The sequence below is a fragment of the Anaerosacchariphilus hominis genome (assembly GCF_014290175.1).
GTDB lineage: Bacteria > Bacillota > Clostridia > Lachnospirales > Lachnospiraceae > Laedolimicola > Laedolimicola hominis.
The window spans coordinates 436,957-452,237 of the sequence record NZ_JACOOR010000002.1; the positions used below are offsets into that span (position 1 = coordinate 436,957).

Here is a 15,281-nt window from a genome sequence, read left to right on the forward strand (position 1 = left end):
TTTTAGCTTATTTATTGTCAGCCTGTTTTTTGTTTGAAAATCCGTAATGATAGCAGATTGCATTTGTTGGACAGACTTTCATACATGCTCCGCATCGGATACATTCCGGGTGATTTGGCGTGTCTGTTACGTTGACATCCATTTTGCAGGCATGACTACATTTCTGACAGCCGACACATTTTTCAGAATCTACCTGAAGCTTAAGAAAGGATACTCTGTTAAACAGCGAGTAGACAGCGCCAAGGGGGCAGATCCATTTACAGAATGGACGGTAAAACAGAATGCTTAAGAGGATAACCAGTACAAGGATTGCAAACTTAAACGTAAATAAGTGCCCGAGTGCCGCACGGATTCCGGAGTTAACAAGTGACAGTGGAATTGCGCCTTCAAGTACGCCTTGCGGACATATGTATTTGCAGAAGAATGGGTCTCCCATCCCCAGCGAATTCGTTACCAATGCCGGAAGCAGTATCACAAAGACGGCCAGGATCAGGTATTTCAGATACCGCAGGGGCTTTAGCTTTGCGGTAGACAGCTTCTTGCCCGGAATCTTATGCAGCAGATCCTGAAACCATCCAAACGGACAGAGAAAACCGCAGATAAATCGTCCTAACAGAACCCCCAGCAGGATAAAGAATCCGGTGATGTAGTAGGTGAACTTGAATTTTGATGAACCGACTACAGCCTGGAAGGCTCCAATCGGACAGGCGCCTGTGGCAGCCGGGCAAGAGTAACAGTTCAGTCCGGGGACACAGATGGTTTTTGCTTTTCCCTGATAAAGTTTCCCTTTAAACAGATTCGGAATATGAAGATTGGTCAGCAGCGTTGCAGCTGCCTGAATCCATCCGCGGAAGCGGACCAGGAAGTTCTTGTTTGATTTCATTTTCTTATCCAATTCCCACACACTCCATACATAATTTGATTGCCTTACTGAGTACGACTGCAGCCTCTCCACGGAGAATTCCAATAAAGAAAAATATCAGACCGGCTGCAAGTAAAAAAATCTGCGCTGCTTTTTCTGATTTCATTCAAATACCACTTGTTACTGCGAATAGTAACTGCTCCTTTCGATGTGATTGCTCAAAGTCGGCTTATTGACCGCTCTATGATAGCATTATATAATAGGGGATGTAAATTCCCTGTTAAGAAAATGGAGAAAAATGAGTTGAGATTATTAATTGTTGAAGATGAGAAGAAATTATGTGATATGATTGCGAAAAGTCTGCACCAGGCAGGTTATGAGGTGGATACGTGCAATGACGGAGAGCAGGCACTGGATATGATCTATGCAGAACAGTATGATCTGATTGTGCTTGATCTGAACCTGCCCGGGCTGGATGGGATGGAGATCCTCCGGGAGCTTCGCAAAGAAAATGAAGAGACAAAGGTATTAATCCTGTCTGCGAGAAGCCAGATCGCAGATAAGGTTGAGGGATTGGATTCAGGCGCAAACGATTATATGGAAAAACCATTCCATCTACAGGAGCTGGAGGCCCGTGTGAGAAGCCTGACAAGAAGAAAATTTGTACAAAAAAATATCTGCCTGGAATGTGGAAAACTTCGATTTGATACGAGAGAAAGGGTTGCATACGCAGAAGATAACCCGGTTGCGTTGACGAGAAAAGAAAATGGTATTTTAGAATATCTCCTTTTAAATCAGGGAAGACCGGTCAGCCAGGAAGAGCTGATAGAGCATGTCTGGGATTCTTCTGTGGACAGCTTCAGCGGTTCTATCCGGGTACATATGTCTTCGCTGAGAAAGAAACTGAAAGCAGGGCTCGGTTATGATCCAATCGTGAATAAAATCGGCGAGGGTTATAAGATAGGAGGAGAGAGCAAAGCATGAAAAAAGTATCACTCCAGTGGAAATTAACTTTTCTTACCACAGCGCTTATCACCATATTATGCGGATGTCTTACCTTTTTCTTATACAAAAACGGAATCTATTATTTCGATACGCTTCAGGAATCTGTCACGGATCAGGGCACAGCGCCGGAAGCGGTGTACATTGATATTCCGGATGATGAGTGGGATGACTTTGTGGCACAGTTTTCCATGAAGGTTTATAACTCCAAATCAGATTACAGGAGCAGAAGCCTTCTGATTACTGCGATTGTAGCGTTGTTTGGCGGCGCAGTGACGTATTTTGTCAGTGGACGGGCGCTAAAACCACTCAGGGAATTTTCAGCGACGGTGGAAAAAGTCCAGGCGCAGAATCTGGCGGATTATACCATCGAAGAGAATAAGATTGCAGAGCTGGACAGGCTTCGTACCTCTTATAATAAAATGCTTATGCGGCTTTCCGAATCATTTGAGACGCAGCGTCAGTTTACCGGAAATGCAGCACACGAGTTGCGGACTCCACTGGCATTGATCCAGGCGCAGCTGGATCTATACCATGCAACAGAGCATCCGGAGGGCTCGACAGCGGCGGAAGAGACCATTCAGATGGTAACGGAGCAGAACGAACGTCTTAGCAAGCTGGTCAGAACGCTTCTGGATATGAGTGAATTACAGACAGTAGCGCGAAATGACAGAATTGAGCTTCATAGTCTGATTGAGGAAGTATTGACAGATCTGGAACCGTTGGCGCAGGAAAAGAAGGTGGAACTGATACAGAAGCCGCAGGGTTCGTCAGAGGGAGCAGGAGAAAAGGCAGAGGACGAATTAATTCTGACAGGAAGTGATATTCTGATTTACAGAATGCTTTATAATCTTGTGGAAAATGCGATTAAATATAATCGGACAGATGGAACCGTTACGGTATCTGCAAGGAGGGAGAAGAACGAAGCTGTTCTGACAGTTTCAGATACGGGAAATGGAATTGATGAGGCGTTCAGGGAGCAGATCTTTGAACCATTCTTCCGGGTAGATAAGTCAAGAAGCCGGGAGCTTGGAGGCGTGGGCCTTGGACTTGCGATGGTGCGGGAAGTTGTGCGGGCACATGGTGGGAAGATTGAGGTTCACGAAAATAAGCATGGCGGGACGACATTTGAAGTAAAATTGAGTATAGGAGCAGAAAAAATATCGCCTTCATAATATCAGCGCTTAACAGAAACAAAGTATATGTTATTTCATATTGGCGAACCGCTCCACTGCCTTGGTGAAGCTCTCGATAGTCTTATCCGCATCGCCATGCTCGATGCCGTCCCGGACGCAGTGTTTGATGTGGCCTTCCAGAACCACCTGACCGGCTTTGTGCAGGGCAGATTTGGCGGCATTGATCTGAGATAGAATATCTTCGCAAGGGATATCCTCGTCGATCATGCGGTCGATGGCCTGCACCTGTCCGATGATCTTTTTCAGTCTGCGATGCAGATTATCTGAATCCATACATTGTTTCATAAGTGATACCTCCCGGAAAATTCATAGATGATCCCAATTATAAAAGGATTCGGAAAAACTGTCAAGCAGACTGTACAGACGTTGTTTCCTGCGCTATAATAATGGGAAATCGACAAACGAGGAGCGAAAAATATGTACAGAGAAGTCGCAAAATTAATTTTATACCGGGATCTGGGAGAGAACAGTATCTTACGGAAGCTGGCCGGTATTTTTGAGGATTATGAAAAGGACAACTGCAGCGCGGCGGAGCTGACCACGCGGATTTACGAACAGATGAAGGCACTTTTGGATCTGTCCACCGTATACGGATTTGATGAAAATCTATGGCACAATTATCTGACCTTTATTCTCCTGACCAATGAGAATTCCTTCAGTATGACCAGCGAGAAGGTGGGAGCCAACGACGGAACGGTGAACCACTTCGCAAAGGCGGATTTTAAGGTGTTCAAGAATCTGTTTGATTTTGATTTCAGCGCCATTGAGCGGGATTTGGAGATCGACTGCTTCAGCACCGTCTGCCACTATAAGGCCATCGGCAAAAAAGAGCGGATGTACAATAAAAACGTCAGCGAAAAGGTACAGGCGGTGAGCCGTCAGATCGAGCAGGCGAAGGATGAAAATGAAATCTTCACGATTATCACGGATTTTTACAAGGCCTATGGCGTGGGTATGTTTGGTCTGAACAAGGCTTTCCGTATCAAGAAAGCGGCGAATGGCGTAGAATTTATCCCGGTCAACAATACGGAGCAGGTACTTTTAAAAGATCTGGTGGGCTACGAGATCCAGAAGAAAAAGCTGGTGGACAATACGGAAGCTTTCGTGAAAGGCCTTCCCGCCAATAATGCGCTGCTCTTCGGCGACGCCGGCACCGGGAAATCCACCAGCATCAAGGCCATCCTGAACGAATATTATGATCAGGGTCTGCGTATGATTGAAATCTACAAGCATCAGTTCCAGGATCTGTCCAGCGTCATTGCCCAGATCAAGAATCGGAACTACCGGTTTATCATTTATATGGACGATCTTTCCTTCGAAGAGTTCGAGATCGAGTACAAGTTCCTGAAGGCTGTCATAGAGGGCGGAATGGAGACCAAGCCGGACAATGTGCTGATTTACGCCACCTCCAACCGGCGTCATCTGATCCGGGAGACCTGGGGAGACCGCAGCGACATGGAGCAGGACGAGGGCATGCACCGGTCCGATACCATGCAGGAGAAGCTGTCCCTGGTGGCCCGTTTTGGTGTGACTATCAACTTCTCCAAGCCTACCCAGAAGGAGTACTTCCAGATCGTTACAGAGCTGGCCAAGCGCTACCCGGAGATCACCCTGACCGACGAGCAGCTCTGCGCCGAGGCCAATAAATGGGAGCTGAGCCACGGCGGTATTTCCGGAAGAACCGCCCAGCAGTTCATCAATTATCTGGCGGGAAAGAACGAGGGATAAAGAAGATAAGAAAAAAAGGCGTCTTTGGAAAACTGCTCCGAAGACGCCATATTTTTACTTGACATCTGTAAAATAATGGAATACAATACAGACAGGACGATTCATGTCCAATCATTCTTATGCAGCCGGAGCAGATTCATTTCCGGATTCAGCCTGTATCAGGCACAGATTTCACACTTACAGAAGAGGATAATTAAAAAAGGAAGGAGTAGTTTGCAAAATTATGAACAAACACAGTCGAAAGGGCGAAACAGGGCGTCTGTGTGTCCGGCTTCTGGCGGGAATTCTGCTGAGTCTGCTGATATGGAGCGAAAACGGATATGCGGCCCGGGAGGAAACGACGTATTTTACATGGCAGACAGAGGAGGAGATTCTGAAGCTGGCCGGGGAAGGGATCGATCTGAAGGAATTTTTCCGCTATTCGGTCTGGGATTTTCTGAATCCGGAGCTTCTGGAGGGGCTGGTGCAGGCGGAGCATACCCTGGAGGACGCCTGGGAGGCCATCAAAGCATGCAGGGAGCAGGGAAATCCGGCTCTGGAGCAGCTGCCGTCGGATCTGCAGAGGATTGCGGAGGCCTTTGCACAGAACCCGGAGCCGCTGGATCTGGGAGACCGGAAAACAGCCGGATTCTCAGGGGCCATGTCCTCGGCCCTGGGAAGTATTCCGGCCCTGGGAAGCGGAAGCCACGGTCCCATTCTGAAGATTCACCTGAGCGGGGAGACAGCCTTTTGCGCCCGCTTCGGAGCGGCCTGCCGGACAGGTATGCTGTACACGTCGGTGCCTTTGTCGGACATTGGTCTCGACGAGGGAAAGGCCCGGACGGTCCGTGCCCTGCTGGCCCAGTACCGTGAGGCCCAGCAGATCTATAACGGCCCGGCCAATTATATCATGACCCAGGCGGGCATCTGGTTAGTACAGAACGGAAAATGGACCGGAGACGGGGAGGAAATGGCTGCGTCCATTGCTCCACTTTTTTCCAAAACGCCGGACTGCCCCAGTACCGCCTTTGCGGCCGATTATTTCCGGGCCATTGTGGAGTGGATGAACCATCCGGACAACCGGGAGAAGATCGAAAGCACCGGTCTGGAAGCCTGGGCCTACGGCCCCAATCAGTATTTGGTTACTGCCACCGGAGAGGGAGGAAGCCTGGAGGAGCTGGGAGCCTACGGACGGGTGGAACTGGTGAAGAAGGATCAGGAGACCGGAAATGTCATCGCGGATACAGCAGAATTTACCATTCTGGAGTGGAACGGAAGCGCCTATGAGAAGTCAGAGGTGTCCATGAGCCGGGAAGGAGACCGTTACGTGTCTGACGATCTGTTTCGCACAGAGAAGAATCAGGGAAAGTTCTGTCTGGAGGAGACGTCAGCGCCTCACAGCGGAACTCAGACCGGATATCAGGGAGACTACGAGGCAGGGAAAAAGAAGCAGCACCTCTTTCAGATAGAAGAGGGAATGAAAGGAGGGATCATCACCCTCGCCAATGAGGGAGGAGCCTTTGTGAACCGCCGTGTTACAGGCCGGATTGTGCTGAAAAAGCTGGATGTGGAGGCGGACGCCTATCTGCAGGGGGAGGCGTCCCACGGAAGCAGCAGCCTGGATGGAGCCGTCTACGATCTGTACGCGGCGGATCCGGTGATTCATCCGGACGGCGTAACGGGTGTGTTATACCGGGCAGGAGAACGGGTTGCCTCCGGAACGGTAAAGAATGGAAGCTGTGTGTTTGAAAATCTGTATCTGGGTTCCTATGAGATCCGGGAGCGGCAGAAGGGAGAGACTCAGGCCGACGGAAAGAAGCTGTCCTATGCAGAGGGTTATCTGCTGGACGAGACGGTTTATCCGGTGAATCTGCCCTATGAGGGCGAGCAGACGGCGGAGGTGCAGCGGCAGGTGGTAAGCCGGAAGGAACAGGTTATCAAGGCAAAGGCAGTATGGGAAAAGGTAGAAAGTGCCGCCGGACAGGGGAATATCAGCTATCTTAAGGGAGCAGGCTTTACGATATATCGGATCGACCGCCTGGGCCGGAAGGGGCAGTTTGAGAAAAAAAGCGATGGAACCTGGAAGGAGGAAAGTATCCGGGAGGCTTATCTGGTAAAGGGCTATACGGAGAGTCAGCCGAAGTACGATTTTTCCGGAGAAGAAGAGGCCATTGCCACCCTGTACCTGCGGGATACGGCTCTGCGTGAGGATACGGCCGGATACTGGGGTGATGCCCAGAGAGATATCCGGGAAGGAAAGCTGGTAGCCCTGGGCGGACATGCCTATCGGGTGGCGGAGCTTTTTTCCGATGAGGACGGCAGGGTGATCACGCCCTATCTGCCCTACGGCCAGTATTTGGTGGTGGAAACTACGGTACCGAAGGATCATTTTATGGCGCCGCCTTTTGTGCTGACCTTTTACCAGGGGCGGACGGAACGAATTCAGACGGTGGGTGTGACGGAGAATACGCCCTATGGACAGAATGTGCGAAAGTCTCAGGAAGATCCGGTCAGGCCCTGGGAGGCAGTATATTTTTCAGGAGTGCTGGATAATGAGGCCACGGAACAACTGCTGCGCCTGTACAAAAAGGATACGGATACGGGAAAAACCGTGCTTCTTTCGGACACCCGGTTCCGGATCGCCAGAATGAATGAGGAGACCGGGGAAAAGACCTATCTGACCCATACCTCCTATTATCCGGATACGGTGAACCGGGAGGAGTTTTTCACCAACAAAGAGGGCTATCTGCAGCTTCCGGAGCTTTTGCCGGTGGGACTTTATCAGATTGAGGAAACGGAGGGACCTGAGGGCTTTTATAATGATATTCCGGGCGGCTATGTGCAGTTCCGGATGACCACCGACCGGGAGTACCGCTCTTTGACCGGAACCGGGGAAGAGGGCTCGACCCTGGAAGGGGATCTGGGAAGCAGAGACGTGCTTCTGATTCTGGAGCATTACGGAAACCGGGAGACCCGGGGCATCCTGACCCTGCGAAAGGAGGGGGAGCAGCTGACAGGCTATGAGCCGGCCGGTCTCCGGCAGAGACTGCGGGGGCTTTTGGGGCTTTCGGAAAAGAAAGAATTTGTCTATGAGAAGCTTCCTCTGGCCGGAGCCGAATATACGGTGCGGGCTGCGGAGGATATCGTGACCCAGGATCGACAGACAGATGAAGCAGGAAAACGGATCCTGTGGTTCCGGAAGGGAGAGACCGTGGCGGTGCTGGTGACCGGGGAGGACGGACAGATTGACGAGGTGCGTCCGGTAGCAGCGGGATACCCGGATGGCCATCCCATCCTGAAGACAGAGCATGACGGGGCAGAAGGGACAGTAAAGGTGACCCTGCCCCTGGGAAGCTATGAAGTGGAGGAGACAAAAGCTCCCTGGGGTTATGTGAGAAACCCGGAGATCCGGACTGTGACCTTTACCTGGGAGCATCAGTTTCAGGAATTCGTCTATGAGGGATGGTCAGAGGAGAACCGGAGAGTAAAGGCGGTTCCGGAGGAAAACAGCGTAAGGCCGGGTGTGGGAATCTGGAAGACGGCCATGGAGAACGGACAGCCCCTGGAGGGCGTGACTTTCGGACTCTATACGCCGGACGCCATCTATGGACGGGATGGAGGTTTACTTGTGGAAGCAGGGGCCCTCCTGGGTACCTGTGTGACCGGAGAGGACGGAAAGGGCATCTTTGCGGTGGATGTGCCGCTGCGAGGCGGGCATTACGGAGAAAAGGAAGGACAGAATTCCGGCGTCTATGAGATCCGGGAGCTGGAGACACCGGAGGGCGTCCGGAAGGATGACACTCCGGTGCAGGTGGAGTTCCGATATCGGGATGACAGGACGGAGACGGTGATCGTCGGAGGGGAGAAGCAGAATGATACCAGCGAACTGAAGGTGTCCAAGCGGGATCTGACCGATGGGGAGGAGCTTCCGGGAGCTACTCTGACTATCCGGGAGGACTGGAGCGGCAGAGTCGTCCATGTGTGGACCTCCGACGGGACGGCCCGGGAGATCCGGGGACTGGCGGTGAACAGTCCGGGAGAAAAACCGGAGAAGACCTATACCCTGACAGAGCTTGCGGCGCCCCGGGGATATCAAAAGGCTGAAAGTATCCGGTTTGCCCTTCAGGAAGAGGAAGACGGAAGCTGGAACCGGGTGCTGGTCTATGACCGGAACACAGATACCTATGTTCCGGCCGCAGACCGTACTGTGATTCTCTATGACGCGCCGGGCGAAAGCCCGGAGCAGCCGGAGAGCCCGGATGCCCCGGATACGCCGAAATCATCCTCCGGCAGCCATGGAAGCAGCGGTAAGAGTCATCAGCCGGTGGAGGCTGCGCCCACCGGGGACACTGCGCCGGTGGCCTTTTATCTGGGGCTCCTGGCGGCAGGCAGCCTCCCTGTCCCGGCCGTGTGGCTTTATGCCCGTCTCCGGTACCGGCGTTCCAGAAAGCCCAGAAGCTGATAGAGCAGCATGGCCATGAGACAAAGCAGGACGATGGCCATCAGCACCAGATCCAGCTGAAAGACCTGGCTGCCATAGATGATGAGGTAGCCCAGGCCCCGGCGGCTGCCGATGAATTCCCCGATGATGACGCCCACCAGACAGAGGCCGATATTGACTTTCATGGTGTTCAGAAATACGGGCACAGAGCCGGGAAGGATGACCTTGGCAAGCATGTGATACCGGCCGCCGCCCAGGGTCCGGATGAGTTTCAGCTTCTCCGGATCTGCCTCGGAAAATCCGGTGTACAGAGTGAGAATACTGCCAAAGATGGCCACAGAAATTCCGGCCACGATGATAGTCCGCATGTTAGCTCCCAGCCACACAATAAGGAGGGGAGCCAGAGCGGATTTTGGCAGACTGTTCAGGACCACCAGATAAGGCTCCAGAATCCGGGAGAGACTGGGAGAGAGCCACAGAAGCACCGCAGTCAGGAGACTGAGGAGAGATACCAGAAGAAAGCTCAGCAGAGTCTCCAGCAGGGTGACGCCCGTATGAAGAAGGATGGAGCCGTCCCGGATCATGGAGAGAAAGGTCTGTAGCACCCGGGTGGGACTGCTAAAGATGAAGGCGTCGATCAGGTGAAGCCGGGTGCTGGTCTCCCAGAGAACCAGGAAAAGGATGAAAATCAGAATCCGGGCCAGACATATGCTGCGCCTCTGGAGGCGCAGCCTCTTTAAAAAGCTCTGCTGGGCCCGGGAGCAGGAGGAGAGAGGTTCAGACATCATCGTTCAGCTCCTTCCAGAGAAGATTAAAATAATCTTTGAATTCCGGGGCATTTCGGGAAGCCAGAGGAGTGCGGCATTCCATGGAAAAGGTGATGGGAAGGCACAGTTTGACCCGTCCGGGACGCCGGGACAGCACCAGCACCTGATCAGCCATGCTGACGGCTTCGGAAAGGTCATGGGTGACCAGAATGGCGGTTTTGTCCTGTTCCTTGATGATGCCGTAGATATCGTCGCAGACCGAAAGCCGGGTCTGATAGTCCAGGGCTGAAAAGGGTTCGTCGAGAAGCAGAAGATCCGGTTCCATGGCCAGGGTGCGGATGAGAGCAGCCCGCTGGCGCATGCCGCCGGAGAGCTGGGAGGGCCGGGACTCCCGGAAGGCGGACAGACCGTAGGAGGAGATCATGTGATCGACCTTCTCCAGCTTTTCAGGGGTCTTTTGGTTCCGGATCTCCAGTCCCAGAAGCACATTGCTGTAGATGGTGCGCCACTCAAAGAGGTGGTCCCGCTGGAGCATGTAGCCGATGTTGGCCCGGGCTTCCCGGACGGGAACGCCCTGGAGAAGGATTCGCCCCTCCTCCGGCATAAGGAGGCCGGAGATCAGGGACAGGAGTGTAGATTTTCCACAGCCGCTGGGGCCCACCACGGCCAGAAAATGGCCCGGTTCCAGGGAAAAGGATATATCGGAAAGAGCCGGAGTCTCTCCCTCTGCCTGATGGTAGGCATAGGAAACATGCTCCAGCGTAAGAAGCGGATTCATAGGCAAGCCTCCTGATATTATATAGTTAGTTTATGGAAAAATAAATGTGGGTGTGACTTAAATAATAATTGCAGCGGAAATCAGGCAGCGCATGATTTCTGTGCATAATACATCATGGTTGGTCTATGACCAACCATGATGCAAATGTGATGCAAATATGTTACACTCTGAAAGAGAGCTTCGGAAAAAATTTAAAATAAGACAGCTTTCTGAGAGGAAGGGGAACCGATGATTCGTATTTTAGTGGTGGAGGATGAGCACTCCATTTCCAATTTGATAAAGGTCAATCTGACCAGGGCCGGGTATGACTGCGACTGCGTCTATGACGGGCTGACGGCAGTGGACGCGCTGGATCAGAAGCCCTACGACCTGGTACTTCTGGACATTATGCTGCCGGGGGCCGACGGGTACGAGGTCATGGATTATATCACACCGCTGGAGATACCGGTGATTTTTCTCACCGCCAAAGCATCGGTAAAGGATCGGGTAAAGGGACTTCGGATGGGAGCGGACGATTATCTGACCAAACCCTTTGAGATTATCGAGCTGTTGGCCCGGGTAGAAACGGTACTGCGCCGGTATCATAAGACAGAGCAGGTGCTGACGGAAGGGGATCTGGTCATTGATACAGCCTCCCGGACAGTGATGAAGCAGGGCGAACCGGTGAGTCTGACCAAGAAGGAATTCGATCTGCTGCTGTTGTTTGTACGGAATAAGAATATCGCCCTGTACCGGGAGACCATTTACGAACGGATCTGGGGCGGAGAGTATCTGGGAGACAGCCGGACTGTGGATCTCCATGTGCAGCGGATGAGGAAGAAAGTGGGCTGGGAAGATCGGATCGTAACGGTCTATAAGGTGGGATACAGGCTGAAGGGAGACACGCCATGAAATTTTCCTGGAAAATCAGTATTTCCATGCTGGTAATCAGTATCCTGGTGATGGGCCTGGGCGGTTATGCCCTGCTTGAAGCGCTCTTTTCTTCCTCCTGGCAGAGAGAGGTGGAAAACGGGGCAGAGGAAAATCGTATGCTGGCCTATTCCTTTGTGGCTTACTGGAATACTACGGCCCAGGAATGGCAGAACTTTTCCGATGGGGATATCCGAAAGACGGCGGAGGTCATGGCTGACGGAATGGCCTGGGCCGGGACAGAGTTTTCCATCTACGAAGAGGATGGACAGCTCCTGTATGGGGGAAAAAAAGAAAGCCCGGAAACCGGGAAAGAAGCGGAAAAGCTGATTCAGGTTGTATCGGAAAGACAACGCGCCAGACTTCTGCGGGAGCAGGAGGGGCGGTATGAGCTGGCCACCATGAGCAGTGTGAGTCTGGGGGAAAAACGGCTGATCTATCTGGAAAGCGATCGGGATGTGACGGTGTTATATGAGGATCGGACAGCCCGGGAGACCATTTACCGGCGTTGGATGACGGTGATTCTGCTGCTGGAGCTTCCGGTCTGTTATCTGATGACCGTATGGCTCCTGCGGCCTCTTGGAAGGCTTTCCCGGGCAGCCCGGCGGATCGCCGGGGGAGAGCTGGAAGCCCGGGCCCGGATGGGATCCCGGGATGAAGTGGGGCTGCTGGCCAGGGATTTCAACCGGATGGCGGACCATCTGCAGCAGCAGTTTACAGAGCTTCAGGAGACAGCCAGGCGGCAGGAGGATTTTATCGGAAGTTTTGCCCATGAGCTGAAGACGCCCCTGACTTCCATGATTGGCTATGCGGACATGCTCAGGAGCCGTGAGATGACGGAAGAGGAACGTTTTGAGGCGGCTAATTATATCTTTAAAGAGGGAAAACGATTGGAAGCCCTGTCGTTGAAACTGCTGGATCTGCTGGTACTCCGTCATGAGGAGTTGAAGAAACGGCAGGTGTCCGCAGTGTGGCTGGCGGAAGAATTGCGGGGAATCCTGGAACCGGCATTGGCGGAATACGGGATCCGTCTGAAACTTTCCGTAAAAGAGGACCGGATTGAGCTTGAGCCGGATCTGATGAAAACGGTGCTGCTAAATCTCATGGATAACGGCAGGAAAGCCATGGAAAGTGTTCCGAATCAAGAGGAGAAGTGGCTCTGTCTGCTGGGGCGGCCGGAACAGGAAGGCTATGCCTTTTATGTGCGAGACACGGGAAAAGGTATCCCGGCGGAGGAACTGTCCCGGATCACTGAGGCTTTTTATATGGTAGATAAATCCCGGGCGCGAAAGCAGGGAGGCGCGGGTCTGGGGCTCTCCATCTGTGCGGAGATTGTGAAACGCCACGGAGGCACCCTGACGTTCCAAAGCCAGGAGGGAAGGGGCACCCTGGTCCGGGTCTGGCTTCCGGGAAAGGAGGAGAGCAGGTGAAAGAGAAGAATGCGAAGAAAACGTCTGAAACGCCCATCCGGATGGAATGGCTTCTGGCAGCGGGAGCGGTGTTCGTGGCAGCAGGAATCGGTTTTGCGGTACCTCGGGTTTTACAGCAGGGAGAGGACACCAAAAGGCTGACTCAGGTGGCGGTAGAAGAGACGGAGCCGGTGCGTGTAACGCCCCAGACGGAGCTTAGTATCCGGGAGAAAACAGAACTCTTCCAGAGCGCCGATGCCAGCGCCGTGGTGCTGAATAAGGGGAGAAGATACGATGAAGCCACTATTGCCGCCCGGGTGGAGGAGGAAATAGAGAAGCTTCAGAAACTGGGAGTTCTGGAAGGGGGGACGTACCAAAAGGCAGAGACAGACTATACCCCTCTTTTTTATGTGGATTCCAGCGGAGAGAAGTCCATGATTCTCTGGCAGGCACAACTGTATCTGAACAGAGAGGACGGTTCCTGTCTGAGCGATATGATGCTGGACGACGAGACCGGAAAGCTTCTGGGAATCTCCATGGAACGCTGGGACACAGACCGGGAGAATGGAGTTGTCTATAATGTGGCCGCAGACGGCATGGTGGAAAGCGGTGAAAGCGTGGAGAGCGGAGAAGACAGCTCTTTGGAGCTGGAAGAGGAACTGAAACAGAAGGCAGAGAGGTTTGCTTCTTATCTGGGGCTGGAGACGGAATCGGTCAGCATGAGCCCGGATATGACCAAGTACCTGGTTTCCGCAGAAGAACAGAGTACCTATAGAGAACAGGTGAAGCGCTATATGAAAAAAGGGTATTCCGAGGATGAGGCCCGGCGGCTGATGAATGAGGAATGGGGACTGACGGAGGCAGCCCCGGACGGATCCGTAAGCGCCCAGGTGATTTACCGGGAGGGTGAGGAACAGATTTTCTACGATATCCGGCTGGGAAAAACCAGTATTTCCATCAACCCGGAACTTACCCCCGGAAACGGAGATTCTGCTGACCAATATTGAAAAAACGGCAGAATTATGCTATTTTTATAACGTCGGAAAAGGAGACCTTCCGGCGCTGTAATTTTATTTTGGAATGATATTAAAGAGAGAATGAAAATGAACGGAAAAGAAGAAAAAATCGTATTCTGCAAAGGGGGCGGCTGCACGGCCAAGCTGGGAGCCGGACTTTTGAGCCATGTGCTGGAGAAGCTGCCAAAAGGGCCGGCAGATGAAAACCTGCTGGTGGGTTATGACAGCAAGGATGACGCGGCGGTCTATCGGATCAGTGAAGATGCAGCTGTGGTACAGACTTTGGACTTTTTTCCTCCCATGGTGGACGATCCCTATACCTTCGGAAAGATAGCGGCCACGAATGCTTTGAGTGATATCTACGCCATGGGCGGTCAGGTGAAGACGGCGCTGAATATCGTGTGTTTTCCTGAGTCCATGGATCTGAATATTCTGGGAGAAATACTGCGGGGCGGTTCCGAAAAGGTACTGGAAGCAGGCGGAACTCTGGCAGGGGGCCATTCCATCAATGATACGGATGTGAAATACGGCCTGTCAGTCATGGGGATGGTACACCCGGATCAGATCTGGAGCAACAACAGCGGCCAGCCCGGGGATCGGTTGATTCTCACCAAACGGCTGGGCGTGGGAATCCTCTGTACGGCCAACCGTGTGGGCGAGGCATCAAAAGAAGCCATGGAACAGGCGGTGGCGTCCATGACGACTCTGAACCGCAAAGCTTCGGAGATCGCAGCCCGGTACCGGGTTCATGCCTGCACGGATGTGACTGGTTTCGGCTTTCTGGGACATCTGCATGAGATGATGGACGGGCGGCTGTCCTGCCGCGTCGACGGAGCAGCTGTTCCCATTTTCCCGGAGGCGGTACACCATGCCAATGAGTTCCTGCTGACAGCGGCGGGGCAGAAGAACCGGAACCATGTGGGAGCTTACGTGACTTTTGAGGACAGTTCCTTTGCCACAGAAGAGCTTCTTTTCGATCCCCAGACCTCGGGCGGACTTTTGCTGGCTGTAGATGGAAAAGATGCAAAAGAGCTGGAGAAGGAATTGCAAAAGGCGGGACTACCTGCTAAAATAGTGGGCGAGGTTACAGAGAAAACCGATATGGAGATCCGTGTACGCGGGAAAGTAAACGGAATGACATAGCCGGAAAGCCAGAATCCGGGGACGTAGCTGCGCTGTCGCAGAGAAAGAGAG

At 52.6% G+C, this 15,281-nt stretch carries 13 protein-coding genes; 8 read left to right on the forward strand and 5 right to left on the reverse strand.

Annotation, left to right across the window (positions count from 1 at the left end):
- Window positions 1-7: 7 nt before the first annotated feature.
- Both H8S44_RS04555 and H8S44_RS16335 read right to left on the reverse strand, forming a co-directional pair.
- The gene (locus H8S44_RS04555; protein WP_186873083.1) at window positions 8-895 is read right to left on the reverse strand and encodes a 4Fe-4S binding protein; all 888 of its coding nucleotides are present in this window, start codon (window positions 893-895) and stop codon (window positions 8-10) included.
- Complete coding sequence (locus H8S44_RS16335) at window positions 888-1,028, reverse strand: CD1871A family CXXC motif-containing protein (protein WP_243167471.1); 141 nt, start codon at window positions 1,026-1,028, stop codon at window positions 888-890. Before H8S44_RS16335 ends, H8S44_RS04555 begins: the two co-directional genes overlap by 8 nt.
- A gap of 77 nt (window positions 1,029-1,105) precedes the next feature.
- On the opposite strand from H8S44_RS16335, the gene H8S44_RS04560 reads away from it, so the two are divergent.
- Window positions 1,106-1,846 carry a response regulator transcription factor gene (locus H8S44_RS04560; protein ID WP_186873082.1) on the forward strand — a complete coding sequence of 247 codons (741 nt, stop codon included), beginning with the start codon at window positions 1,106-1,108 and terminating at the stop codon, window positions 1,844-1,846.
- Complete coding sequence (locus tag H8S44_RS04565) at window positions 1,843-3,039, forward strand: sensor histidine kinase (protein ID WP_186873081.1); 1,197 nt, start codon at window positions 1,843-1,845, stop codon at window positions 3,037-3,039. The genes H8S44_RS04560 and H8S44_RS04565 overlap by 4 nt, the downstream gene beginning before the upstream one ends.
- 30 nt (window positions 3,040-3,069) lie before the next feature.
- On the opposite strand, the gene H8S44_RS04570 is transcribed toward H8S44_RS04565, so the two are convergent.
- Window positions 3,070-3,345, reverse strand: coding sequence for a metal-sensing transcriptional repressor (locus H8S44_RS04570; protein ID WP_186873080.1), 276 nt, complete (start codon window positions 3,343-3,345; stop codon window positions 3,070-3,072).
- A 132-nt stretch (window positions 3,346-3,477) separates the two neighbouring features.
- Between H8S44_RS04570 and H8S44_RS04575 the strand changes: the two genes are divergently transcribed.
- Window positions 3,478-4,788 carry an ATP-binding protein gene (locus tag H8S44_RS04575; protein ID WP_186873079.1) on the forward strand — a complete coding sequence of 437 codons (1,311 nt, stop codon included), beginning with the start codon at window positions 3,478-3,480 and terminating at the stop codon, window positions 4,786-4,788.
- A 223-nt stretch (window positions 4,789-5,011) separates the two neighbouring features.
- On the forward strand, window positions 5,012-9,229 hold the full coding sequence (locus H8S44_RS04580; protein WP_186873078.1) for a SpaA isopeptide-forming pilin-related protein: 4,218 nt from the start codon (window positions 5,012-5,014) through the stop codon (window positions 9,227-9,229).
- Here H8S44_RS04580 and H8S44_RS04585 read toward each other — a convergent pair.
- Window positions 9,184-9,996: an ABC transporter permease gene (locus tag H8S44_RS04585; RefSeq protein ID WP_186873077.1), complete on the reverse strand. Its 813-nt coding sequence runs from the start codon at window positions 9,994-9,996 to the stop codon at window positions 9,184-9,186. The two genes, H8S44_RS04580 and H8S44_RS04585, sit on opposite strands and share 46 nt — an antisense overlap.
- Window positions 9,986-10,753, reverse strand: a complete 768-nt coding sequence (locus tag H8S44_RS04590; protein WP_186873076.1) for an ABC transporter ATP-binding protein — start codon at window positions 10,751-10,753, stop codon at window positions 9,986-9,988. The genes H8S44_RS04585 and H8S44_RS04590 overlap by 11 nt, the downstream gene beginning before the upstream one ends.
- A gap of 228 nt (window positions 10,754-10,981) precedes the next feature.
- Between H8S44_RS04590 and H8S44_RS04595 the strand changes: the two genes are divergently transcribed.
- From H8S44_RS04595 to selD, 4 genes are all read left to right on the forward strand, one after another.
- Entirely contained in the window at window positions 10,982-11,644 is a 663-nt protein-coding gene (locus H8S44_RS04595; RefSeq protein ID WP_186873075.1) for a response regulator transcription factor, read from the forward strand.
- Window positions 11,641-13,092 (forward strand): sensor histidine kinase, encoded by a 1,452-nt coding sequence (locus tag H8S44_RS04600; RefSeq protein ID WP_186873074.1) that lies wholly within the window; start codon window positions 11,641-11,643, stop codon window positions 13,090-13,092. Before H8S44_RS04595 ends, H8S44_RS04600 begins: the two co-directional genes overlap by 4 nt.
- Entirely contained in the window at window positions 13,089-14,078 is a 990-nt protein-coding gene (locus H8S44_RS04605) for a hypothetical protein (RefSeq protein WP_186873073.1), read from the forward strand. The genes H8S44_RS04600 and H8S44_RS04605 overlap by 4 nt, the downstream gene beginning before the upstream one ends.
- A gap of 96 nt (window positions 14,079-14,174) precedes the next feature.
- Window positions 14,175-15,230, forward strand: coding sequence for a selenide, water dikinase SelD (gene selD / locus H8S44_RS04610; protein WP_186873072.1), 1,056 nt, complete (start codon window positions 14,175-14,177; stop codon window positions 15,228-15,230).
- The last annotated feature ends 51 nt before the right edge of the window (window positions 15,231-15,281 follow it).